Source organism: Colwellia sp. TT2012 (assembly GCF_001440345.1).
Lineage (GTDB): Bacteria > Pseudomonadota > Gammaproteobacteria > Enterobacterales > Alteromonadaceae > Colwellia.
Window position 1 is genome coordinate 1 of sequence record NZ_LJYX01000017.1, and the last position, 23,828, is coordinate 23,828.

The window sequence follows — 23,828 nt, forward strand, 5'->3', positions numbered from 1 at the left end:
CCAAGTACAACAATAACTTAAACGCACCGTAATGAAAATACCAAACCGTGAATTTGAGCCATTACACTCACTATTTAAAGCGAATAGTTACGCTAATACACCTTTCAGAAACGTGATGAAAGTGACTAACTTATTCGCGGTAAAGCACCAAACAGTGAATTGGTGAAACTGAATTATTTAGCACTTATAAGATATTTTTTATTAGCCAACTAACGCCCCAATAAGAGGCTAAAAATTGTTTGCTAAAATGTGGAGCGCAGCGGAACTAGCAAACTGTTTTTAGTCCTGCTTAATTGGCTTGTTAGGCATACGTGCACAAAATTATGCTGCTTTATTTAATAAGTATGTTATGAGTTTTTTGTACTCATCCATACTCTTTATTTTATCTGTAACCGGCTTGTATTTACCATTGATAATTAATGTTGGTACGCTAGAGAAGCCTTGCTTACGTAATGCCTCTGTTTTCTTTTGCATTTTCTGAGATTGAATGTTTACACTAAAACTATTAAAGGTTTTATCAAACTTATCCCCGTCTACACCATTAATCAAAAAGAGGTTTTTAATATCTTTGTCGTTGTTAAATTTAGCTTTGCTGATATGTATATATTTAAATATTGCGGGAATTATTTTTTCTTTTACTTTTAAAATATCAGCAGTTACTAAAGCTTTAGTTAATGCTTGTTCTATTTTTATATTTCTTCCAGGCATACCGTCAACATGGTTTTTTTTAAACTCTGCACTTGCCGGTAGAGATAATTTTAATTCATTCATAAATGATTCTTGTTTAAAGCAGCCGGGGCAATAAAATGAGAAAAACTCAGTTATTTCTTTCTTTTCAGTTAGGCTCCCTTCAATTTCTATATAGTAATCACCTTTGGTAAATTCAACAGCCTGACTTGTATAGTTGAAGGATATAAAAATAAAGATTGATAGTAATATTTTACGGTGCATCTGCGATCCTTTTTTTGTATGCCTAACGCCACATTAAGCGGCAATAAAATAGTTGGTTAAAATGTTGAACGGAGTGAAAACAACCAACTGTTTTTTGTCCGTTTGAATGTCTTGTTAGTTGTTGGGATTAAAAGCTCTACGCTAACAACAAGTTACCATAGCATACTGCATAAATTAATAATAAAGAATACCCGTACTGCTACAAAATAAAGCCTGAATTTTGAGCCACGCAATTAGCCATTTTGAAGCGAACGCATTAGACCTTCAATTGAAAAATGAGGTTGAATTTCGTTGGTTAAAGAACAAAACAGAATGGCGAAAACCCAACTAAAACACAGACCAAACCAATTTATAAAACACCGCTTTTGCAATAAAACTTACTTGATTAGCGGTACCAACTAACGCCCAATTAACGGGCTAAGTAATAGTTGGCCATACTTGTGAACGTAGTGAGCGCGGCCAACTGTTGCGTGTCACGTTGAATTGCTTGTTATATGCAACGCTGGTTGAACCAAGCTTTGCACTAACTTAAAGGCACTGTAATACATAATTAAGCTGTGAATTTTTACGCTACTCACAACTGATTGAATAAACTTAATAGCGTTGCCACCTTTGAAAAAGGTAAAAGAGGCAATGCTTATTAGTGATTAAACTGAACCTGATTTAGCGTAAAACTAAAAAGATTGTCTTGCTCTAATACTCAGGTTTTAACCGCATATAACAGCTTAATAGAGAGAATAATTCCGTGTTTAAACACGGAATTATTCCGTCTATCATGATATTTAATTCATACTAAAATACTCTCTTTCATATTTAATATCAAAGACTTTAATAAAATTTTAACTTTTTCATTATTGCGTGCATTACGGAAATATTCCGTCTATCAAAGACACATTTATAATTCCAGCTATACTGTATACAAACACAGCTATTAAATATTTATTTTTACTATGTCTGAATCTTTACTTTTAAATAGCATCGGTGAATTTATGATCACACGTAGATTTGCTAAAAGAACTATTCAAACTTACATTTATTGGATCAAGCGATATATTATTTTCAACAACAAGCAACATCCATCAAAACTGGATAATAAAGAAGTTGAACAATATTTAACTTACTTTGACAAGACAAATCGGGCTTGTAGTTCGCCATAAGATTTTACAATGGATGAATAGTATCTATTAGATCACAGACAAGATCGCGGGACAAGGTTAATACAGAAACAAACAAACCAGAAAGAGTAAAAGGAATATGGAATTGTTCCTTTTTGGAGAAATTCTACAGCCTCAACGCCCCAATAAGCGGCCAAAAAACGATCTCAGTGGCGCTTAGAAATAACGTTTGGTTTATATTCACATCATCATCAAATTCACTGTGATAATTTTTATGTTTAGTACTTTTAAAGCCTGAGTAACTTAACACTATATGCTATTTATTAAACAAGTGTTCAAGTAAAATCATGGCTTTTTGATGGGGATTTCGGCGTAAAAGTGACTATCTAGGTATAAATTTATCGAAGGTGGACTTTGATTAGCTTGAATATTTGCATTGCTTTGACAAGCAAGTAACCGCGGTAAACAGACAAATACTATAAACTAGCTGCCCGTTAGGTAGCTATTCATATTGGATTACAATTTACGTAGCTTTTTCTCAGAGTATTTATGCTTTTATTGACGTATTAGCTAACGCTATTAACGGCGTTAGCGTTCACCGTTTCCTAATAAATAGACTAAGCGTAGGCTGGTATTGTGATCTGAGGTATTGGCATTGGTACTGTGATAAAAGCGCCAATCTAATTGGAGAGCGAAGTTATTATTAAGTTTGTAATGTAGACCAGCACCCGCATTGACTTGAAATCTTTTGGTGTCGATATCTCTTCGCCACAAGGTTTCACCAAAACCTGCGGTTAGGTATGGCCTGAAATCACTGTCAGTATTGAAGTAAAACTGGCTATCTACACTGTAATTTTCATAGTTATCGGTTGCTGCGCTCAAGTTATTAGTCAACTTAGCTTTTGAATAAGTAACTCTACTGGAAAATTGACGGGTGAAATATAAACCTAAACTGTATTCCGAGGTAGTTCCGCCTGCAATGTCCCATAAATCATCAAGTACTACATTACCTACACCATAACTCACGCCTATGATACCGGTATCAATAGGATCATTTTTATAGGATGACCTTTTCACTGTGCTTGGTGTGTAACTGCCACCATCACCAAATTGTAAGGATATATTAAAATTTATTTGCCTGTCCGTTTGGCCCGTATCGCCGTATGAAATTTTGTTAAAACGAACAAAGCCTGTACCCGCTCTAATAATTTCTTTACCAAAGAGATTATTGATGCCGACACTCATACTATCTACTGGGTCTAAAAAGAATAATGCTGTATTACCTAACATAGTCGAGCCCAAAACTGTGCCGCCCTCTTCTCTAATGTCCATTTCAGCATTAAAAGCCCACTCACCGTATGCCCAACCGAGTACTGGGGTAATAACTAAATCTTGAATGGATGGTACTTCAGCAAAGGCTTCAATGCCGTATTCCCAGTAGAAGGTCGACATAATAGCAGAGTACATAAAGGCATCCCATTGACGGTAACCTGATTTACGCGCTACTTGATAGTAAACACCACCAAAATAAGGGTGGCCAACCAGGTTTAACATACCCGTGTCTCTATCCCATACGGGGCCACCTTTGACATTATCAGACCATTTACTAAAAATACCCTCTTCTTTATCCCAGTTAGAAATGTCTTCTGGTAATAAAGCAATTAAACCAATAACACCAAAACCGTAGGCAAAAATTGAATTGGTTTGTGACCAAAGCCTGTCACTATCTTCACCGTTGGCGTCTGAAAAAATAGACAATTGAAAAGGATAATCATAAAAGTCAGCGGGTGAGGTAGAGTTTTCCCACAGCGTATTGGTCGCTATTTCTCGATAAATTTCATCAAGATTTTCAACGGTGATATCAGCAGTTAAGGTAACTTCAGGCTTAGCCTCTTGATTCTGCTTGTCTTGATTAAGATCTTGAGCCAAAGATTGACTGGGTAATATTGCAGAGATTGCGAGTGATACGGCTAAAACAATATGTTTAATATTGTTTGTCTTACTTGAATGTTTATTCAGGTCCAAAATGGTCAAACGCAGATCCTTAATTACTTACAATGCATAATCACTTCATTACCAGCAATTATTTTCTTTATTTATTTATTTATTTATGAAAAAAGCCACTAACTTTTCAGCTAACGGCTTATTCATTTTTGCGGTGCGATAAATATTTGCACGCTAACAGGACTATAAGCCCCTAGGTCAGCTCAAATGGCACACCAACAACTGAAAAATCAATAACTGAAAAGTATATTCCGAATGGGTCATGACAATTTATGTCATGACCCATGGACAACAAGCGTGTAGCCGGAAAGATCCGCATTATATTCTGTTAGCTTGAGCAGAGCAACAACGTACTAACAATTGATGACCAGTTTGCTCTTAAGCACCAATAAATCCTACATTTCTCACCCTATTATATGCCCAAGCCACCTCACAATGCGAGTTTCAGGATGCGAGAGCGAATCATGATCAAGGCGTATCTTTTTATTTAAAGGTTACCCCTTAAAAATAGATAACACGATGAGCATGTATTACTCTCGAATCCCCAAAGGGCTGATTTTTATCTTTAATTATACATTTTATTGTTAAACTTTTTAAGCGAGGATATACTCCCTGCCTTGTGTGAGCATAGCAAACGCAGTTCTCACTGTTTTATTTGCTAGCGCAACAGGCAGCTCATTTTCAGCATTACGCTTAGGTTAAAGCATGGCAACGACTTCTAAACCCTGTTTAATCGCGCGTTTAGCATCAAGTTCGGCGGCAACATCAGCGCCACCAATCAAGTGATAAGGTTTGTTTAGCCCTTCAATCAGCTCTCTTGCTGGCTCTTGCCCGGCACAAATAATGACATTATCAACGGCTAATACTTGTCTTACCCCAGCAATAGACAGATGCAGACCGGCATCGTCAATTTTATGGTAAACACACGATGACAGCATTTTTACTTGTTTGTTTTTTAGCCCAGCTCGATGGATCCAACCGGTAGTTTTACCTAAACCGGCACCGACTTTAGTGTCTTTACGTTGTAACAGATAAACATCACGTGCCGGCGGTGAAACCACAGCTTTGACCCCTTCAATACCCGCTCGAGCAGTTAACGTCATATCAACGCCCCATTCTTTCATGTAGGCAGCAATATTTTGACTGGTTGGGGTGCCAGAATGGACCAAGTATTCAGCGACATCAAAACCAATACCACCAGCGCCGATAACTGCCACCTTTTTGCCGACCGCTTTTTTGTGCTTAATGACATCGATATAATTTAAAACTTTATCATGCTCAATGCCTTCAATGGGCGGCAACCGTGGATTTATGCCCGTGGCTATGATGATTTCGTCAAAATCACTGTTGTTTAACTCATTGGCCGAGACCCGAGTATTTAACTTTAAGGTAACGCCCTTTAATGCTAATTGACGAGAAAAATAGCGAATGGTTTCACTAAATTCTTCCTTACCTGGTACTTGTTTAGCAATATTGAATTGGCCACCAATAACACTTTCACCATCAAACAGAGTCACTTGATGCCCTGCTTCTGCCGCCGCCGTTGCCGCAGATAAACCTGCCGGCCCGGCACCTACCACCGCAATTTTTTTACTTATTTTTGCTGGCACAATATTAAGTTCAGTTTCAAAACAAGCCCGTGGATTAACTAAACAACTGGCCATTTCACCATTAAAAACGTGATCAAGGCAGGCCTGATTACAACCAATGCAGGTATTAATTTCATCACTGCGCCCTGCTGCCGCTTTGTTAACAAATTCGGCATCGGCTAGAAATGGTCTTGCCATTGAAATCATATCGGCATCGCCACGTTGTAATACTTGCTCGGCAACTTCGGGAGTATTAATTCTGTTTGAGGTGATCACCGGAATGGTAAAATGTTCTCTATATTTAGCGGTTACCCAAGTAAATGCTGCTCGAGGCACCTTGGTTTGAATAGTCGGAATACGCGCTTCATGCCAACCAATGCCGGTATTAATAATGGTTGCCCCAGCTTTTTCAATGGCTTGACCGAACTTAACTACCTCGGCAAAACTACTGCCGCCCTCGACCAAGTCCATCATCGACAGACGGAAGATAATAATGAAATGTTCACCAACCGCTTGGCGGATACGGCGCACCACTTCAACACCAAATTTAATGCGGTTATCAAAACAGCCGCCCCATTCATCATCACGTTGGTTGGTTCTTAAGGCAGTAAATTGATTGATAAAATAGCCTTCTGAACCCATTACCTCAACACCGTCATAATTTGCTTGCTGTGCTTTAACGGCTAAATCGACAAAAGCTTGCAACTCTTCTGCTATCATTTCAACAGTGACCGCTTCGGGTGTGAATGGATTGATAGGTGCCTGAATAGCCGAGGGCGCAATCAACTTATGATTAAAAGCGTACCGGCCAGTATGAAGTATTTGCAGACAAATTTTACTGCCATATTTATGTACTTCATCGGTAATAACCCTATGTTTAGCAATATCCTCTGCGCTGGTCATTATTTGAGTATTAGGGTGCGTCGCGCCACGTTTACTTGGGCCATAGCCACCGGTAACTATCAAACCACAACCGCCTTTAGCACGTTCACCATAAAATGCCGCCATACGCCTAGTGCCGTCAGGATGCTCTTCAAGACCGGTATGCATTGAGCCCATTAAAATTCGGTTTTTTAAGGTGGTAAAACCAAGGTCAAGTGGTGCTAATAATTTGGAAAAATTGTTCTTTTTTGCGGCTTCAATATTAACTTGGGACATAACTCGCTCTCTTTGTATTTATCAAGTAACCCATTCAAGGTAGATACTTAATTTAGACACTGTCTAGTTTGATTAAAAACAAAATACAGGTAAAATTTGACAGTGTCAAGATTGATTATTTAACAATAGCTTGCTAAATTAGCCATTATGAAAAATACTCCCGAAAAATCAAAGTATCACCACGGTGATCTAAGAACGACTTTACTTCACGTTGCTGGAGAAATGCTCAAAGAAAGCGGCATTGAAGAAGTTTCATTGCGTAAATTGGCGGCCCGCGTCGGGGTATCCAGAACGGCTCCCTATCACCACTTTAAAGATAAAAACGCCCTGCTTTGTGGTATTGCAGAAGCTGGTTTTAAGCAATTACATGCCATGAATAAACGCAGCTTTAATGCTGAAGGTCGTTCAACTAAAGAAAAGTTCTCACTGTTTATCCATGAATATGTAAATTTTGCCAAGAGCAATCCAGATCTTTATGAATTGATGTTTGGTCGTACCATTTGGAAACAAGAAAATAGCACACAAGAACTGCGTGCTGCCGCCTACCCCTGCTTTCAGTATCAGGTAACCATGACTCGAGAATGGCAAAAACTTAAACTGCTCAATCACAGCGGTGAAGAGAATGCTTTACGTGCATCGCAAGTGCTGTGGGGCACGGTTCATGGCATTGCTAAATTACTTATCGATGGTATTTATACCGACGTTGCCCATGTTGAAGAGATATGTGATTACGCCGTTGATATGTTTCTGGTTCATTAGTTAACAGCTAGATAACTCACACTTAGGCTTAACTAATGAATAGGTAGCTAGGCTTACCCGTAGCAATAAAATATACCTCGTTGCGATGTCGGTCATCCGAAAACTATTTAAGCTGAACTCTGCATAATGTGTGATGGATATTTAGGTAAAATCAACAAGTTATACTCCGAGGCAATATTAAAAAGCAACTGAACTTAGTGTAGCCAAGCCATGGTTCAATTTATTCAATTATTCAGGTAAAACGTTTATCAATCTAGGGCTATTTACCGACGTTTTAACGCAGAGCCGCGAATAAAGGGGCTGGTTGAATAAGTGCCGGTTATTTAGGTTTATCAAAATTTAAAATAGCATCGCTGTTAAAACGAGGCATACATTCAGTTGCTAATTTTCTCACCAAAACACGACGAAATGATTCATCAAGAGTAAGCCATTTTTTAATCAATTCTGGGTGGGTATTTGTCTCACTAAAGGAGTCTATAAGTAGTTGTCTTCTAATATCAAATAACTCGTCTGGAATAAAAATATGGCGATGGGTGGGGCTTTGCCAATATAGTTATTTTCCCCACCAAGCACTTTTTGCATAAAATCAACTTGCTGATCTTCAATATGCTGCTGTGAAATATGAAGAAAGTACTGTTTTAACCAGGGGTGCTGGTAGACTTTATCATAAAAGACTTTGTTAATAGCCACCAGACTAGACCGGCCCCCTATGCGGTTAAAGTTTTCCAATCTTGTCATTATTTATATGCTACTCAAATACTAGCGATAAGAATTATTAGCTAGCTAAACTATAGGAGGAAAATAGCTAAAAGGTGTTTAAAGGCAGATGTTTTTTCCATAACTTTCCATAAGTTAAACAGTGCAATGAGTTACAATCCCTCATGTAGAGTGTCCAAGTAAACCAAGCCAATCTGTGGGATTCAGTTTATTTCTAAATTTTGTCCAGAGTGATTAAACACGGTAAAAGGGCCACTTATTAAATAATGATAGATATACCCGTTACCATTTGCGCTTCACCACCATACCTGTCGTTCACTTGCATAAACATTGAGTTAAAAAACGACCAAAACACCTTCAGGTTTACTTGATCAAAACACTCTATTATGGAGTGCTTTATGGGATGGTGGTAAAAGCAATTTTTCTATTCAGTAACTTATATAAAACGGTCTATAATCATTTATAAGGATTTATTTCAATTGCTCACAGAGGGATTTTATGAATGGAAGGTGCGCGTAGCCATGAAAGATAATGATCAGCAATTAGAAAAATCTATCTATCGTTTATTTGAAGTTACCCCCGTCCCAACTGCCTTGTTTTTTCCTGACGGCAAGCTTGAATACGTTAACCCTGCATTAAAAAGAATGCTTGGTTATGAAGGTGATGAAATATATTCTCAAGATGTGATAATTACCCACCTTGATGACATTCACATTAATGAAGCTATAAGAAAAAAATTAACTCATAATCCCTTTGACCCCATTCAAATAGAAAAAAGATATAAGCACAAGCTAGGGCATACTATTTTTGTTCAATTACACATTGTTGCACAACCAGATGATGAAAAATTGATAAAAAGATATATTTCTCAGTTAATAGATTTAACAACCCTCAAAAAATCAGATGCAGCAGAGATACTGCTCAATCATTTAGTAAACAAATCTAATGACGCAATTTATGTTGTTGAGCCAGAGTATGGTCACATTTTAAATTGTAATCAATTAGCACATCAAAGGTTAGGGTATACTAAAGGTGAATTACTAAAGTTATCAGTTTCAGATATCAATCATAAATTCAGTGTCAAAGGTAAGTGGAAAGAACTTTTTAAACAGATAAAGCTTAATAAAAACATTGTAGTTGAATCCACACATACAAGAAAAGATGGAACCAAACTAGCAATTGAAGCGAGCATTAGTTTCATTGAATATAACGAGACAAGTTATCTATTGGCCATAGTAAGGGATATTTCGAGACGAAAACAAAAGATGTTAGAAGCGTTGACGTTAGCTAACTTGGATCCTTTGACTAAACTGCCCAACAGAAGCTCACTTGAGGATAAATTAGAAGAATTATTTAAAAAAGCAAAGTTAAGAAATACTTTAATTGCTTTTATCTTTATTGATCTTGATAATTTTAAGCTTATTAATGATTCATATGGTCATTCTGTTGGAGACGAAGTTTTAGTCGGTACTGCTAATAGATTAAAACACTGTATCAGAAAGTCCGATATTGTCACTCGAATGGGAGGTGATGAATTTCTAGTGGTGATGAGTGGTGTTGAAAATAGCTCGTCTTTAAAAGTAATGGCAAATAAACTAAAAGATGAATTCAATTCACCTTTTAAAATACAAAAACAATTAATACATGTTCAGGCCAGTATTGGTGTTTCTGTGTATTTAAATAACAACGAAGATACCTATACATTAATACAATTAGCCGATGAAGCTATGTATGAAGCAAAAAAACAAGCAGGTAGTTCAATTTATTTTATATGAGTTAATTAGGTCTCAAATGATAATTTTTAATCAATCAAGGACTTAATACGTGTTCAATTATTGATAATAAAAAAGTGCGTAAAAATAAGAACTGGTCATGTAGCTCAAATTTTTCCAGTTTTAAAAATAACATTCCCCTTAAAAAACCGAAAACACAAGATAATCAAACGAAAAGTAGTTAATTATTTTCACCTTGCTCAACATTAAAATGATAAGTTTTATGCACATTTAGCAATATGTAAATATAAGCTTGGCTATTAAACTCACATTCGTTAAAATTGTCTTATTCATAACATGGCGATTATTAATCTCGCTTTACTTGACCCTTTAATATTGGTTTTATATGCAGTTATTTCTTGAATACTTCCCTCTCATTATTTTTTTCATTGTTAATTCAGTAGCTGGTATTTACTGGGCCACGGGTAGTTTGATTATCGCCGCTTGTATACAAATGCTGCATTATAAATTTAAGAAAGAAAAAATCCCCACTAAGCAATGGATTATCTTTGGCTTGGTGGTGGTTTTTGGTGGTCTTACTATTTATTTACAAAATGAGGCTTTTCTCAAATGGAAAGTAACCATTATTAATGCTTTTTTTGCCGGTGCATTATTAGTGAGTGATATGTTTTTCAAAAGAAATATCATTAAACAGTTTTTAGGCGAGTCCTTAGCCCTACCTGAAAAAATTTGGACTCGGTTAAACCTTGCTTGGGCCATGTTCTTCCTGTTTTGTGCCTGCTTGAATTATTACGTCGCTTTTAATTTCGACCTCGATACTTGGGTCAATTTTAAGGTTTTTGGTTTAACGGGCTTAATGTTTATTTTCTCTATCACGTCAATTTTATTTTTATATAAGTATTTACCTCTTGAAGAAGATGATAACGATAAAGTTAAAGAGGATAAAAGTAATAAATCAAATTAAGTTGACCTCGTCATAACGAACTAAGTCACCCTATTATTTAAAGGAATATATCCGTCATGTTTTATCTTATTTACAGTGAAGATGTTGAAAACTCACTTAGTTTACGCCTATCGGTACGCGATAAGCATATTGAGCGTTTAAAAGCCTTACAGACGCAAGGAAAGTTATTAATAGCAGGCCCATGCCCAGCCATTGATAGTGAAGATCCCGGTGAAGCCGGTTTTACCGGTTCTTTAATCGTTGCTGAATTTGATAGTTTAACTGCTGCACAAACTTGGGCAGATCAAGACCCGTATATCAGCGCAGGTGTTTATAAGAAAGTCACAGTAAAACCCTACAAAAAGGTATTACCTGCCTAATAAAGCTAAAATACTCAACTAAACTTAACAGCAAAGATTGCTATCTAGTCGACCCGTTTTTTAGTGTCTTGGCGTACTTTGTCCTTGTAACTATTAGAGTGTATAAACGAAAAATGATCTATAAGAAAACACTTTTAGCCTTATCATTGTTATACCCATTATTGATGATGAACCCTGCTTATGCGGTAAAAAACATTACCGTCTGTCAACAGCAAACTGCAGAACAACTATCATCTGCGGCCATGTCTCGGTGTTTAGACGGCGTTATTTCTTCTGTGGATAGGGAGTTACAAACCTGGGTTAATTTGCACACCTTTAATTTAGAGGAAAAAGCCTTAGTGAATGGCCGCTATTCTGCATTAAAAATGTTTAAGCGTTCACAAAGTAATTTTATTACCTATAGAGAAAATGATTGTCGCTGGCAATATCTAGCAATATCCCCAGAGAAAGGCGCCAATATTGCGTACAAAACTTGTTATGTACTATTAAGTAAAAGCCGGATAAGCACGCTAAGTAAAATTAAAACGACCAACTCTACGACATAGGTTTTACTTTTACCGAGCGACTTTAGTTGAATTAACTCATCTTAATTCAACTAAACTAAGCCTACATTAGTTAAGTAATACTTGCTCAGTTTTATCATCCAACTCATTGCCATCACTTAGCATCACAGCTAACCAACGACCTTCTGGCGAATTTTCTAAGCCGATCTTTAATATCATGGTTAGCGGTACACTTAATAACATACCGACCGTGCCAAGTAACCACCCCCAAAATATCAGTGATAAAAAAATCACTAAGGTCGATAACCCTAAACCTTTACCTAAATATCTAGGCTCAATAAGATTGCCCATCACCATATTGATTAAAATAAAACCTGCACCTATGGCGCCAGCATCGCCAATACCTAGTTGTAAGATGGCGAGGGTCATTGGTGGTACCGCAGCAATTATAGAGCCAATATTAGGAATATAATTAAGTAAAAAAGCCAACACGCCCCATAATAAAAAGAAATCTAAACCAAAACCCCATAACATCAGCGAAACAATACAGCCAGTGGCAAGACTAACCAAGGTTTTAATGGCAATATAATGGTTTACTGAAGAGATAAAGCGCTCAATTTGTTTCAAACGCATTTGTGGATCATCTAAAGCTAAATGTAACTTATGAGGAAATGAAGAGGATTCAAACAACATAAACACCACAGTTAAGATGATCAGAAACAAGTTTGCCATCACTGAGCCAAAACTTGATAGCATTTCTGCGGCTAAACCCATGGCTGCAGCGGGATCAAAATACTCTGTCACGATAGAGGTAGAAAGTTGAATGTCGTATTTGGAAAAAAAATCTGTTAACCAGACAAATTGTTGTTTAAGTTGCACCCGGTATTGAGGAATGTGTTGTGAAAGTTCATTTAACGAACTGCCCACTAAACCCGTTAAAAATACCGCCATGGTAACAAAAAATGCGATAACAAAAATAATTGAAATTGCTTTGGGTATTTTGAATTCACTGGCTTTGGTGATGAGTGGATTACAGATGATGGCGATAAATACGGAAAGTAAAAACGGCACTAATATATTCGCTGCAATTTTAATACCGGCAAAAATGATAAAAATAGCCGCTACCGTAACAAAAGCTTTGACGATAGAGCTATGATTTGAACTTGAAACCATGAAAATGAATCCTTATATTTTTATCGTTTCAATATACCTTAAATCCCCTAACTACACTAGATTACTTGTGTTTAAGCTTAAGTAACCTGAACTCTGGATATGCGGCACGTGCTCAACAGCCTTATTTATTCTCAGCTATGCGTTAAAAACGTCGATAAATAGCCCACTAACCTTAACATTTACTCAGACTTGCGGCCCCATCCTAAACAGGGACCGTTATCGGTAATTAGCCAAGCTTTCTTAACAATCCTTGAGTGTTTTGCCTCATGGTATGGGCTACCATAAAGTAACCTATGCTCGAAACAAATAGTGCACCACTTAACGGTCCTAACAGCCATATATAAGGGTGAAGGCGCCCTGCCACATCAAAGAGTTGCTGTTGAATGACCAATAAAGCAATATCACTTACTAGTGCGGCAACTAGGCCGGCAATGCCACCTAACAGCATAAATTCGTAAAGTGTCGCCAATTTAATTAAACGACCTTTAGCGCCTAAGGTACGTAATATCACCATTTCTTCCATACGCTCTGCCAAGCTGGCTTGCACCTGAGAAATAAGCACTAAAGCACCACTGACTAACACTATCGATAAAACAAAGCCTATCGCTAAAGACACTTGTGCGATAATTGATTGTGCCTGTTCAATTTGAGACTTAATATCAATCATACTTATCGTTGGGTAACGCTGTAACAGCTGGCTAATCGCTTTGGTATCACTGTCATGCAATTGAGCGGCACTAAAGTAAGTTACCGGGACTTTACCGGCCATATTGGGGCTTAAGATCATAACAAAATTGGGTTTGAGTGTACCCCAATCAACTTTCCTAAAACTAGTGACTTTGGCGTTTATCGCCTGTTCATTAACCAAAAGTGTAATCGTATCGCCAAGTTTTAGCCCGAGAACATCTTGCCAACCATCAAAGACGGATACTTCAATGTCATTACCGCCAGTAACTCCATAAGTGAACCATTGCCCTTCGGTTATTTCATTGCCTTCAGGTAAGGACGCTAACCACGTTAAATTGGGCTCTCTACTGACCCCTTTCTTGGCATTTTTATCGTTTTCTTCCCCTTCTTGTTTTGACACTCGACGGGCAAATTTTTCACCATTTACCGCATCGACTCTACCACTAAATACCGGATAAAAATCTTCATGGGCAATGTTATTATCGCGAAAGAATTTTTTGATTGGCGTAACTTCTTCTTTGGCTATATTGATGATGAACATATTGGGTGCATCGGCAGGAACTTGCATTTGCCAGTCGGCAATGATGTCATTTTTTAAGATAACTAAAAATAGCATCAGCTTAATAGCTAAAGCGAAACTGATCAGCTGAATGGCATTGGCATTGGCTCTTTTTTGTAAAGTCGCTAGTGCTAAAGACCAACTAGACCCTGGTCTAAGTCCTAGCCGGCGACCCGCAGCAAATAATAACCGTGAGATGGCAAATAAAATCGCAATGATTAATAAAGTCGAAGCAAATAGAATTAAAGTAGTCATGATCTCACCACTAAATATCCACATCAACACAAAAATAGTCATCATTGAAAGGGCAATATGAATTCGACTGATGGCTAAGGTGTCCCCTAAATTACGGCGTAACACTCTCAGCGGTGGAATATCAAATAAATCTAACAAAGGTTTTAGTGAAAACATCAATGCGCAAACAAGGCCAATAAAAGCAGATAATAACCAAGGGCGAAACCCTGCTTGTGGTAACTCAGTGCCCATAAAGGTTGCTAAATAATCTGCCCCTATCGTTTGCAAGACAAAACCTACCATCAAACCGGCAACAATAGAGAAAACGGTCACTAAACTCAGGTGTAAAAGGAAAATATTGCGGATAACCTTACGACTGCCGCCGAGCGTTTTCATCATAGCGACGGGATCATATTGACGTTCACAATAACGTTTAGCGGAAACTGCCATCGCTACAGCTGCCAGCATTATGCCAAATAAACCGGCCAATAATAAAAAGCGCTCGGCACGAACTATATTATTGCCTAAAGGTGATTGTCTGTCTTTAATCCCTTGCCAGTTTTGATTACTTTTAAGTTGCGGCTTAAGCCAAGTATAATACTCACTTAACTGTTGTTCATTACCGGCAAAAAGTAAACGGTGAAATACCCGACTACCTGGTTGCACGGCTTGGGTAGTCGCAATGTCAGCATAGTTTAACAGCACTCGTTTATTACCCGATAAAGAGAAAAACGGGGCATCAGGTTCTTTTACTAACACCTTGGTGACGTTAAAAAGCCCGGCACCCAACTCAACTTTATCGCCAACCTTTACCTTAAGGGCATAAAACAATCCTTCACTAAGCCAAATTGCACCGGCCTTGGGCCCAGTATCAACGTCATAAGCTGGGCTAGTAAGGCTGTCTTTAATGGTGATTTTCCCTCGCAGAGGGTAAGAGCCAGTTATTGCTTTTACTGAGCCTAAAACCAATTCATCATTGGCAAACAACATAGAATCAAAATACAGCATCTCTGCCGTTGCCAGTCCAAATTTATTCGCTTGCGTTAGTAGCTGTGGCTCAAAGGCATGATTGCTCGATAAGCGGCGATCGCTAGCAATGAAGTCACTACTTTTCTGCGCTAAGTTTAAAGATATTCGCTCGGTAATTGCCGATAAACTAAAAACAGTAAGTACGGCTAGGGCTATTGCCGCAAAGATAATCGTTAATTCACCACGTCGTAGTTCCCGAGAGAAGAGTTTAAAAGCCAGTTTAACCCACATTGGCAGCTCCCCCTTCACTGATTTTTTCCAGTTGGCCACCTTCAATATGTATAATCCGCTGGCATTTTTTTGCTAATTGTTCATCGTGAGTGACCAATACTAACGTAGTACCGTTCTGCTTATTTAAATCAAAGAGTAGATTTTCGATCAGCTGACCATTTTTACGATCTAGATTCGCTGACGGCTCATCAGCAAACAGTATTTTAGGGGAGCCAATAAAAGCTCGGGCAATGGCAACTCTTTGCTGCTCTCCGCCAGACAATTGTGAAGGATAGTGGGCAAGTCGGTGTGAAAGCCCTACTTTCTCCAACAATTCAACCGCCTGTGCTTTAGCATCATGATCACCGGCAAGCTCTGCGGGTAACATGACATTTTCCAGAGCAGTTAAACTTTGCACCAACATAAAGGATTGAAAGACAAAACCAATTTTATCTGCTCTTAACCGAGCACGAGCCTCTTCATCGAGGGTACTTAAGGCCTCACCATCGAGATGAATTTCACCTTCGCTTGCAACATCTAGTCCAGCCAATAAACTAAGCAAGGTAGATTTACCCGAGCCTGATGCACCAACAATAGCAACTGACTCCCCTGACTTGACAGAAAAGTTTATATCGCTAAGGATAGTGAGGCTGCCTTCAAGTGTGTTAACACGCTTAGTAAGGCCTGACACTTGAATAACATTTAACTGAGAAAGTACTGACATGACACGCTGTTTCCTAAAATCTATTATTATCTTAATGTTGACAAACCTGGCATTTACTAGCCAAGCAAACGACAAAATTTTACTTATTGGTGACAGCTTAAGCGCTGGCTATGGGCTTGAGCAAGCACAAGCATGGGTTCATTTGTTACAAAATAAATACCTAGAAAAAAATCAGCCCATCACCGTCATTAATACCGCCATCAGTGGACAAACTACCGATAACGCCTTATTGAAAATTGATGCTTGGCTTAAAGCTCATCAACCTAGTCATGTATTGATTGAGCTTGGTGGCAATGATGGCATTAGAGGTTTTCCAGTGAAATTACTGCAGAAGCATTTAAGCCAACTCGTCACGATAAGTCAACAACATGGTGCAAAAGTTGCCTTAATGGAGATTCATATCCCGCCAAACTTAGGCCCAAGATATGGTAAAATGTTTACTGACAGTTATCGTAAAGTAGCTAAACAAACAGGCGCTTACCTTATGCCCTATTTTATGACAGCAGTTGCGGTTGATGCTTCGTTAATGCTAACTGATAATTTACACCCTAACGCCAAAGCTCAGCCAATTATCCGTGATTTTATGTATAATGAGATTAATAAGTGGCTAGCAGACTAATTTAAAAGATAATCAACAAAGATGTTATAAAACAAGCGGGTCATATACCCGTTACCAATCAAAATGTGGGCTTGCAGTGGCCATTATAATGGCTTTAGGCAAGGATAATAATGTAAGCATAGCCACTCTATGGTTTAATTATTTAACGCAGTATAAAGTCATTTTAAACCCATCGAAGCAGCGTTTGAGCAACATCACTTCATCGTTGCTGTAACTCATAATGACGCTACATGGATGGTGTGATTAGACAATGCAGATGGTACAGGAGTCCCTTATTAGATAATGCAGGAGCAATTATCCTGAGCATATTCTCCTGAACAACCATTATGTCATCACAGCGCCTTGAATTGAAATTGTTCAAGCACTCTGAAATAGGCATCTTGAATGGTAATGGCTATATAACATTCAACGTGACTAAGGGACTTTTAAAATGGCTTTAATAGCCAATAACCTCTTTATTCTCCATGCCAATGCCAGGCCCGGCCCATCATGTGCCCGTCAACAACAATCAATACTCATCAAAAATTGCTAATTCCTTAATTAGATCGGTATAAGGGGTTGTTTTTAAGGTAAACTTCTCTTCAAGACAGTGGATGTTTAGAAGATATGTTCCAATAAAAGTCACTGCTGCTTGCTTTATAGATGTCAACCTATTACCTGCATAATGTGCAAAATACCCTATAACCTTTACCGCTCAGTAAACCAACTTATAATTAGAGTAATGCTATGGACTTTATCTGGATACTTTTCGCATTTATCTGCGGCTTGGCAGCAAAAACCACCTCACTTCCCCCGTCAATAGGTTACCTTGCTGCTGGTTTTATCTTAAATATCGCTGGTTATCAAGCCGATGAAAGCTTAAGTATTTTAAGTGATTTAGGTATCACCATCATGCTCTTTACCATAGGTTTAAAGCTCAACGTGACAAACCTATTCAAAACCGAAGTTTGGTTGGGTTGCTCTTTACACACCTTAGTTTGGATGATTGTCACCATAACCTTTGTCAAGATACTCGCGCTCATGTCGGTGAGTTACTTCAGTGACTTAGACTTGATGACTGCGGCGTTAATTGCTTTTGCCTTAAGTTTTAGCAGCACAGTTTGCGTGATAAAATTATTAGAAGAAAATGGTGAAATGCGTACTCGCCACGGTAAATTAGCGGTCAGTATACTGGTTATTCAAGATATTGTCGCCGTTGTCTTTTTAGTTGTCGCTACCGGTAAAATGCCATCGCTTTGGGCTTTTGCTCTACTGGGTTTATTTCTAATAAAACCTATTATTAATAGGGTTATCAGCCATGTTGGCCATGGAGAATTAATACCTTTAATGGGCTTTTTTCTCGCGCTAGGTAGCTATGAATTATTCGAGCTAGTTAACATTAAAGGTGACTTAGGCGCACTGCTGGTCGGCATGTTCTTAGCCTCCCATGTTAAAGCGACTGAAATTAATAAAGCCTTAATGAGTTTTAAAGATATCTTTTTAATAGGCTTCTTTTTATCGATTGGCTTTACTGCCGTGCCGACACTAGAGATGCTAGGTTTAGCGAGTTTATTAGTGCTGTTGATCCCGATTAAGTTTGTTATGTTTTATGGCATTTTCAGCCTATTAAAAATGCGTTGCCGTAGTGCCTTCCTCAGTGCCCTAGCTTTAAGTAACTATAGTGAGTTTGGCTTAATTGTTGGCGCATTAAGCGTGACCGCTGGTTGGCTTAGTAATGATTGGCTAGTGATCCTAGCATTAAGTGTATCTATCTCCTTTATTTTAACCAATATCATTTATCGCTTTGCCCACACACTCTTTGCTAAATATAGAGGTGTTTTATCAAAATTTGAGCGCCAAGAAAAACTCGAAGAGGACATTTTTTGTCAACCCTGTCAGCGCCCTATTGTTATCATCGGCATGGGCCGTGTTGGCATCGGCGCTTATCAAGCCATTAATAGCCATAGTACTAGCTCTGCATGGGGCTTAGATGCTGATAAAGAAAAAATAATCTGGTTAACAAACAAAGGGGTCGAAGCTTATTATGGTGATGCTGAGGATATTCATTTTTGGGAAAGTATTGATCTTTCACGACTTCAATTAGTCTTGCTGGCGCTACCCTCGGTACAAGATGCCATCAGTATTACTGCCCAGTTAAAGGCAGCAAATTATCAAGGGAAAATTGCGGCTGTTGCCCGCTATGATGATGAACGTTTACAACTGGAAGAATTTGGTATTGATAAAGTTTTTAACTTTTATACCGAGGCTGGGGTCGGTTTTGCTGAGGAAAGTTTAGCTTTATTACCTAAAAGCAAGGTGATAACAACTAACTGATGATAACCGCTGGCTGCGATTATCATTAGTTAGTAACGATAAATCTCTGCTAAAATAGCCGTCCTAAGAGGCTAAGAGCGGAAGGTTTTATCCGCTGTAAAAGCTGTGATAAAGCACTATTACTACGGTTAATAACCACTATTAAAAATCAATTAAAAAAGCACGATATCAATATAAGGCATTGTTTTAGTTTAATAAAATAAATACATACAGAAACATTCGCTATTTAAAAAACATCCACTACACTTAGTTACACAAGCTTAGCATGAAGTAAGATTTTCCTGCTAAGAGGTTAGTAAACAGGATTACACAACCTAGTTTATTTTTGTTTTTGTTTTTATCTTAGTTACCAGGTTATGGTTAATTAGCGCACGGCTCAAACCCCTTGAGCCAATCCTTGAGCCCAAACTATATGTTTGGGCCTTTTTTTATCTAAAATTTAACAAGCTATCAATTGATTCAAGGTGCTAAAATACCATTAAAGCTTAAAGAGGCGATTAAAATTATCACTAGAAAGCTGGGCTATTTTTTCAACCGACTGACCTCGAATACTGGCTAAATGTTTAGCAACTTCGACCACAAAGGCTGGTTGGTTTTCTTTACCTCGATAAGGTACCGGGGCGAGATATGGCGCATCTGTTTCAATTAAGAATTTATCATCGGGTACTAAGGCGGCAACTTCTCTTAATGCGCTGGCATTTTTAAAGGTGACTATGCCTGAAAACGAAATATAGAAACCTAATGCTATTGCTTGTTCAGCCATATCCCAGCTTTCCGTAAAGCAATGTAGAATACCACCGACCTGCTCTGCTCCTTCACTGCGTAATAACGCTAAAGTATCTTCTTGTGCGGCTCGGGTATGAATAATAAGTGGCTTATTTAATTGCTTGGCAACGTGAATATGTTTTTTAAAGGAATCAAGCTGCAGCGCTTTAGTCTCTGGTGCGTAGTGATAATCCAAGCCAGTTTCACCAATGGCGATAACTCGCTCATTTTTACTTAAGGCTAATAGCTGCTCAGGTATAATTTCATCCTCTTGATTTAAAGGGTGAGCACCACAGGTAAGTAAGACGTTATCATAATGAGCCGTTTTTGCTGCCATTTCAGGAAAATCAGCTAACGTTACGCAGACACAAAGTAATTTATCTACTTTAGCCGCTTTGGCCGCCTGGATAACATTATCCAGATTATCATCATAAAGGGATAAGTTAAGGCGATCTAAATGACAATGGGAATCTATAAACAACGAGGAACTCCTGTGCTTTAAAAGTTTTTAAGCGGTTATATTTTTTGTCACTACTTCATTTTGTGACAAGAAAACCAAGCTACATAGTTAGCGTAGGCTCGGAAGAATTTAAGTGTCGAGCAATGATTTGCTCAATTTGATGGCGTATTTTTTCTGGATCTTTAACAAAAGTGACACCAACACCTGGGGGGGTTCCGTTTTGCGCGCCAATGGGGGTCAACCAGCAAACTTCACCATGAACGACCGACTCTTCTAACGCATCGGGCAGTAATATGTGTAACTCAACTTCATCACCTAGTTCATATTGGCGTGGTGTACGAACAAAAACCCCACCTTCTTTAAGAAAAGGCATAAAGGCAAGATATAGATCACGCTCAGAATGGAACTCTATGTTTAGTGGAACCAAGTTGGTCTCCTATGTCGAGGGTCTAACGATATCATTTATCGTCATAAGTAGCTGTGCACCAACATATTGTCGATTAGCTTGTGTAAAAGACTTTATCAGTTTATTACTACTGATGATAGCTTGATATATTTGATTAAGCATCTGTATTGAAATTTGTTGATTAACCACAAGATTTTTCTGCTCTGGGTCTTTAACAAGATAATAGTGTCTTACTAGATTGCAGGTTATTTTTTCTAACCAACGTAAAGCGTGAATATTATCAACAAGCTGGTTAAGTAAGTCACTTTCACTTCCCCCCTGATTTAAGTAAGCTAAAAAGCATTGATTAAAGTGTTGATACGCTTGAAAAACATCCGTATCAGTTAATTCTGCTAGTTGGGATAAATTAACAAAAGCATTAGCATTTAAGCCGCTGTTAATGGCTGAGTCATTACTAACTTGAGTGTTGTCATGCAATGATGTTTTGAGTTGTGCCAGCAAGGCTTCGCCTACCATAGGCCTGATAGTATATATTGCGCATCGACTAATTATAGTCGGTAATAAACTATCCAAATCATCGGTGATTAACACAATATAACTGTTAGCACTTGGCTCCTCTAAGGTTTTTAATAAAGCATTGCTCGCAGCAACCGTCATTATTTGAGCTTGAGGAATTAAGATGGTTTTCACCACACCAAGATGAGCTGTTTTTTCTAGGAAAGCATTACCGCGGCGAATATCATCAACCCCTAAGGTTTTATTTTCACTGGTTAATAATAAGTGATCAGGATAGCTTTTACTTTTTCGGAGTAAACAGGCTTTACATTGCCCACAGGCTAGGTTGATAACATCGCCAGCAACTGCATCATTGCTTGATAATGGCGCTTGGCAAATTAATAGCTCAATGAGCCACTGTGCCAATGCCTCTGTGCCTGAACCCGTTATACCTTGTAATAGTATGGCGTGAGCCAAGGTTTGTTGTTGATATTGTCGACTTAATTGTCTTTGCTTTTCCCGGCAAATTGGTAACATATTCGCGCTCTAATCCAAGTCTGTTGCAGCGATAAACTCAATAACCACTTTTTCTATATCCTGATGCACTTGCACCATTGTTTGCGCCGCATCAATGGTAATAATTGCTTTATCTTGTGCCACTAGCTCTCGATATTTATTATGAACTCGAATGAAGAAATCCATTTTCTCTAATTCAATACGGTCTAAATTCCCCCGAGCTTTAGCACGAGATAACCCAATATGTGGGTCTATATCTAAATAGAGGGTGATATCAGGACGAAAGCCTTTTAACGTTATGTCACTAATGGTATCCATTATGCTTTGCTCAAAACCTCGACCACCACCTTGGTATGCACGCGAACTCAAGTCATGCCTATCACCTATTACCCACTTTCCTGCCGCTAAAGCAGGCAGTATTTTGTTGGCAAGTAATTGACTACGACTGGCATACATAAGTAACAGCTCTGTTTCAACGGTGAGCTTTTCTTGATGCTCTACCGATTTTACCATGTCACGCAGGGCCTCTGCTAAAGGTGTGCCACCTGGCTCTCTGGTATTAATATACGCTATACCCTGTTTATTTAAGATACTTTCAATAACAGTAATAGCCGAGGATTTACCTGCGCCTTCCATGCCTTCAATGACAATAAATTTTCCTGTAGACATACTTGAGCTTTACCTTGGGTCAGTTATATTTTTATATTAAATTATTGCTGTAATGACTAGTTAGTAATATTATTACTTTTGCTCTGCTGTTTTTTTCTTTGTTTTTTCCGATAATCCCTATAAGCGCGATTATGCTCAGCCAAGGTTTTACTAAAAACATGCTTGCCGTTAGCATCACTAACAAAGTATAGGTAATCACTAGTCGCTGGGTTTAACGTCGCTTTTAAAGCTGACAAACCAGCCATTGCAATAGGTGTTGGCGGTAAACCATGAATCCGATAGGTATTATACAGCGTTTTTTCTCGTAAATGGGCTCGCGTTATATCACCTTGATAGCGCTCCCCTAAGCCATAAATAACCGTAGGATCGGTTTGTAAGCGCATTTTTTTGCGTAAACGATTAACAAAAACAGAGGATATAACAGCTTGCTCGGCAACATAGCTGGTTTCCTTTTCAATGATGGAAGCCATAATCAACGCTTGATAAGGGGTACTATAAGGCAGATTTTCTGCTCTATTTTTCCAGAGAATATTTAGCTGTGTCTGCATATTGGCATAAGCACGTTTCAATAACATGATATCTAAGGTATCGGCAGTAAAGGCGTAGGTATCGGGAAATAACCAACCTTCGGGGTTTGCTGAATCGATGCCAACTTTTACCGCTATTTCATTAAGCGTATCACCTTGAATGCTTTTTTTAATATAAGGGTGTTCTGCCAGAATAACTACCGCATCTTGAAAGCGAGTGCCTTCAATAAAAGTAACAGTGAATTGGTGTTCTTTACCCTTAACCAACTGGACCAATAATTGCGCTAAAGTAGTCTCTTTAGTGATCAGGTAGGTACCTGCCTTAATATTGGCTTTGTGCGGAAATAATCGGCCATAAGTTCTCAGCCAAAAACGGTTAGTGAGCCATTGTTGCTGCTCTAATTGCTTAGCAAAAGAACTAATTGAGCTACCGGGCTTTACTTTTAAAAAGCTATCTTTTTCAATCGCTAGTGGCGTAGATAATGCCTTATCAAATTGGTAGAGCAAGGTTCCCGCGGTAGCCAACAATATTAATAGCATAAAAATAATAAGATTTCTAAGCACACATTTTCCTTAACAGGTAATAAATT

At 38.3% G+C, this 23,828-nt stretch carries 20 protein-coding genes; 8 read left to right on the forward strand and 12 right to left on the reverse strand.

All coding sequences use genetic code 11. From position 1 onward, the window contains the following. Positions 1-321: 321 nt before the first annotated feature. Positions 322-951, reverse strand: a complete 630-nt coding sequence (locus ASU03_RS09700; protein WP_057831655.1) for a thiol:disulfide interchange protein DsbA/DsbL — start codon at positions 949-951, stop codon at positions 322-324. A 950-nt stretch (positions 952-1,901) separates the two neighbouring features. Here ASU03_RS09700 and ASU03_RS22085 point away from each other — a divergent pair. After that, the gene (locus ASU03_RS22085; protein WP_082627232.1) at positions 1,902-2,108 is read left to right on the forward strand and encodes a phage integrase N-terminal SAM-like domain-containing protein; all 207 of its coding nucleotides are present in this window, start codon (positions 1,902-1,904) and stop codon (positions 2,106-2,108) included. A gap of 546 nt (positions 2,109-2,654) precedes the next feature. On the opposite strand, the gene ASU03_RS09705 is transcribed toward ASU03_RS22085, so the two are convergent. Then, positions 2,655-4,100 (reverse strand): acyloxyacyl hydrolase, encoded by a 1,446-nt coding sequence (locus tag ASU03_RS09705; protein WP_057831656.1) that lies wholly within the window; start codon positions 4,098-4,100, stop codon positions 2,655-2,657. Between the two features lie 668 nt (positions 4,101-4,768). Beyond that, entirely contained in the window at positions 4,769-6,817 is a 2,049-nt protein-coding gene (locus tag ASU03_RS09710) for an NADPH-dependent 2,4-dienoyl-CoA reductase (protein ID WP_057831657.1), read from the reverse strand. 147 nt (positions 6,818-6,964) lie between these two features. On the opposite strand from ASU03_RS09710, the gene ASU03_RS09715 reads away from it, so the two are divergent. Beyond that, a complete protein-coding gene (locus ASU03_RS09715) occupies positions 6,965-7,576 on the forward strand; it encodes a TetR/AcrR family transcriptional regulator (RefSeq protein ID WP_057831658.1) in 612 nt (203 codons plus the stop codon). Positions 7,577-8,050: 474 nt separating this feature from the next. On the opposite strand, the gene ASU03_RS09720 is transcribed toward ASU03_RS09715, so the two are convergent. Beyond that, complete coding sequence (locus tag ASU03_RS09720; protein WP_082627233.1) at positions 8,051-8,314, reverse strand: globin domain-containing protein; 264 nt, start codon at positions 8,312-8,314, stop codon at positions 8,051-8,053. A gap of 500 nt (positions 8,315-8,814) precedes the next feature. Between ASU03_RS09720 and ASU03_RS09725 the strand changes: the two genes are divergently transcribed. From ASU03_RS09725 to ASU03_RS09740, 4 genes are all read left to right on the forward strand, one after another. Next, a complete protein-coding gene (locus tag ASU03_RS09725) occupies positions 8,815-10,068 on the forward strand; it encodes a sensor domain-containing protein (protein WP_057831660.1) in 1,254 nt (417 codons plus the stop codon). Positions 10,069-10,411: 343 nt separating this feature from the next. Further along, complete coding sequence (locus ASU03_RS09730) at positions 10,412-10,990, forward strand: septation protein A (protein WP_057831661.1); 579 nt, start codon at positions 10,412-10,414, stop codon at positions 10,988-10,990. A 56-nt stretch (positions 10,991-11,046) separates the two neighbouring features. Further along, positions 11,047-11,349, forward strand: a complete 303-nt coding sequence (locus ASU03_RS09735; RefSeq protein WP_057831662.1) for a YciI family protein — start codon at positions 11,047-11,049, stop codon at positions 11,347-11,349. 113 nt (positions 11,350-11,462) lie between these two features. Then, a complete protein-coding gene (locus tag ASU03_RS09740; protein WP_057831663.1) occupies positions 11,463-11,894 on the forward strand; it encodes a lysozyme inhibitor LprI family protein in 432 nt (143 codons plus the stop codon). A gap of 66 nt (positions 11,895-11,960) precedes the next feature. Here the strand turns inward: ASU03_RS09740 and ASU03_RS09745 are convergent, their stop codons facing one another. The 3 genes from ASU03_RS09745 to ASU03_RS09755 all read right to left on the reverse strand — a co-directional run bounded on the left by ASU03_RS09745 (position 11,961) and on the right by ASU03_RS09755 (position 16,468). After that, positions 11,961-13,025 (reverse strand): AI-2E family transporter, encoded by a 1,065-nt coding sequence (locus ASU03_RS09745; protein WP_057831664.1) that lies wholly within the window; start codon positions 13,023-13,025, stop codon positions 11,961-11,963. A 226-nt stretch (positions 13,026-13,251) separates the two neighbouring features. After that, a complete protein-coding gene (locus ASU03_RS09750) occupies positions 13,252-15,765 on the reverse strand; it encodes an ABC transporter permease (RefSeq protein WP_057831665.1) in 2,514 nt (837 codons plus the stop codon). Further along, positions 15,755-16,468 (reverse strand): ABC transporter ATP-binding protein, encoded by a 714-nt coding sequence (locus tag ASU03_RS09755; protein ID WP_057831666.1) that lies wholly within the window; start codon positions 16,466-16,468, stop codon positions 15,755-15,757. Before ASU03_RS09755 ends, ASU03_RS09750 begins: the two co-directional genes overlap by 11 nt. On the opposite strand from ASU03_RS09755, the gene ASU03_RS09760 reads away from it, so the two are divergent. Together ASU03_RS09760 and ASU03_RS09765 are read left to right on the forward strand one after the other, a co-directional pair. Further along, a complete protein-coding gene (locus tag ASU03_RS09760; protein WP_057831667.1) occupies positions 16,467-17,087 on the forward strand; it encodes an arylesterase in 621 nt (206 codons plus the stop codon). The two genes, ASU03_RS09755 and ASU03_RS09760, sit on opposite strands and share 2 nt — an antisense overlap. 726 nt (positions 17,088-17,813) lie before the next feature. Then, positions 17,814-19,400 carry a cation:proton antiporter family protein gene (locus tag ASU03_RS09765; RefSeq protein ID WP_057831668.1) on the forward strand — a complete coding sequence of 529 codons (1,587 nt, stop codon included), beginning with the start codon at positions 17,814-17,816 and terminating at the stop codon, positions 19,398-19,400. Between the two features lie 478 nt (positions 19,401-19,878). Here ASU03_RS09765 and ASU03_RS09770 read toward each other — a convergent pair whose 3' ends face one another. The 5 genes from ASU03_RS09770 to mltG all read right to left on the reverse strand — a co-directional run bounded on the left by ASU03_RS09770 (position 19,879) and on the right by mltG (position 23,802). Next, positions 19,879-20,646, reverse strand: coding sequence for a TatD family hydrolase (locus tag ASU03_RS09770; RefSeq protein WP_057831669.1), 768 nt, complete (start codon positions 20,644-20,646; stop codon positions 19,879-19,881). A gap of 79 nt (positions 20,647-20,725) precedes the next feature. After that, on the reverse strand, positions 20,726-21,052 hold the full coding sequence (locus ASU03_RS09775; RefSeq protein ID WP_057831670.1) for a PilZ domain-containing protein: 327 nt from the start codon (positions 21,050-21,052) through the stop codon (positions 20,726-20,728). Between the two features lie 9 nt (positions 21,053-21,061). Further along, complete coding sequence (locus ASU03_RS09780) at positions 21,062-22,063, reverse strand: DNA polymerase III subunit delta' (RefSeq protein ID WP_057831671.1); 1,002 nt, start codon at positions 22,061-22,063, stop codon at positions 21,062-21,064. Between the two features lie 9 nt (positions 22,064-22,072). Beyond that, complete coding sequence (gene tmk / locus ASU03_RS09785) at positions 22,073-22,711, reverse strand: dTMP kinase (protein WP_057831672.1); 639 nt, start codon at positions 22,709-22,711, stop codon at positions 22,073-22,075. A gap of 56 nt (positions 22,712-22,767) precedes the next feature. Further along, positions 22,768-23,802, reverse strand: coding sequence for an endolytic transglycosylase MltG (gene mltG / locus ASU03_RS09790; protein WP_057831673.1), 1,035 nt, complete (start codon positions 23,800-23,802; stop codon positions 22,768-22,770). Positions 23,803-23,828 lie beyond the last annotated feature (26 nt).

Bases quoted from the DNA above. Each gene is read 5' to 3' on its own strand.
- ASU03_RS09760 (WP_057831667.1), top strand. From the start codon at position 16,467: ATGACACGCTGTTTCCTAAAATCTATTATTATCTTAATGTTGACAAAC.
- ASU03_RS09780 (WP_057831671.1), bottom strand. From the start codon at position 22,063: ATGTTACCAATTTGCCGGGAAAAGCAAAGACAATTAAGTCGACAATAT.
- ASU03_RS09715 (WP_057831658.1), top strand. From the start codon at position 6,965: ATGAAAAATACTCCCGAAAAATCAAAGTATCACCACGGTGATCTAAGA.
- ASU03_RS22085 (WP_082627232.1), top strand. From the start codon at position 1,902: ATGTCTGAATCTTTACTTTTAAATAGCATCGGTGAATTTATGATCACA.
- ASU03_RS09740 (WP_057831663.1), top strand. From the start codon at position 11,463: ATGATCTATAAGAAAACACTTTTAGCCTTATCATTGTTATACCCATTA.
- ASU03_RS09725 (WP_057831660.1), top strand. From the start codon at position 8,815: ATGAAAGATAATGATCAGCAATTAGAAAAATCTATCTATCGTTTATTT.
- ASU03_RS09730 (WP_057831661.1), top strand. From the start codon at position 10,412: ATGCAGTTATTTCTTGAATACTTCCCTCTCATTATTTTTTTCATTGTT.
- ASU03_RS09735 (WP_057831662.1), top strand. From the start codon at position 11,047: ATGTTTTATCTTATTTACAGTGAAGATGTTGAAAACTCACTTAGTTTA.
- ASU03_RS09745 (WP_057831664.1), bottom strand. From the start codon at position 13,025: ATGGTTTCAAGTTCAAATCATAGCTCTATCGTCAAAGCTTTTGTTACG.
- ASU03_RS09755 (WP_057831666.1), bottom strand. From the start codon at position 16,468: ATGTCAGTACTTTCTCAGTTAAATGTTATTCAAGTGTCAGGCCTTACT.
- ASU03_RS09750 (WP_057831665.1), bottom strand. From the start codon at position 15,765: ATGTGGGTTAAACTGGCTTTTAAACTCTTCTCTCGGGAACTACGACGT.
- ASU03_RS09700 (WP_057831655.1), bottom strand. From the start codon at position 951: ATGCACCGTAAAATATTACTATCAATCTTTATTTTTATATCCTTCAAC.
- ASU03_RS09765 (WP_057831668.1), top strand. From the start codon at position 17,814: ATGGACTTTATCTGGATACTTTTCGCATTTATCTGCGGCTTGGCAGCA.
- ASU03_RS09720 (WP_082627233.1), bottom strand. From the start codon at position 8,314: ATGACAAGATTGGAAAACTTTAACCGCATAGGGGGCCGGTCTAGTCTG.
- tmk (WP_057831672.1), bottom strand. From the start codon at position 22,711: ATGTCTACAGGAAAATTTATTGTCATTGAAGGCATGGAAGGCGCAGGT.
- ASU03_RS09710 (WP_057831657.1), bottom strand. From the start codon at position 6,817: ATGTCCCAAGTTAATATTGAAGCCGCAAAAAAGAACAATTTTTCCAAA.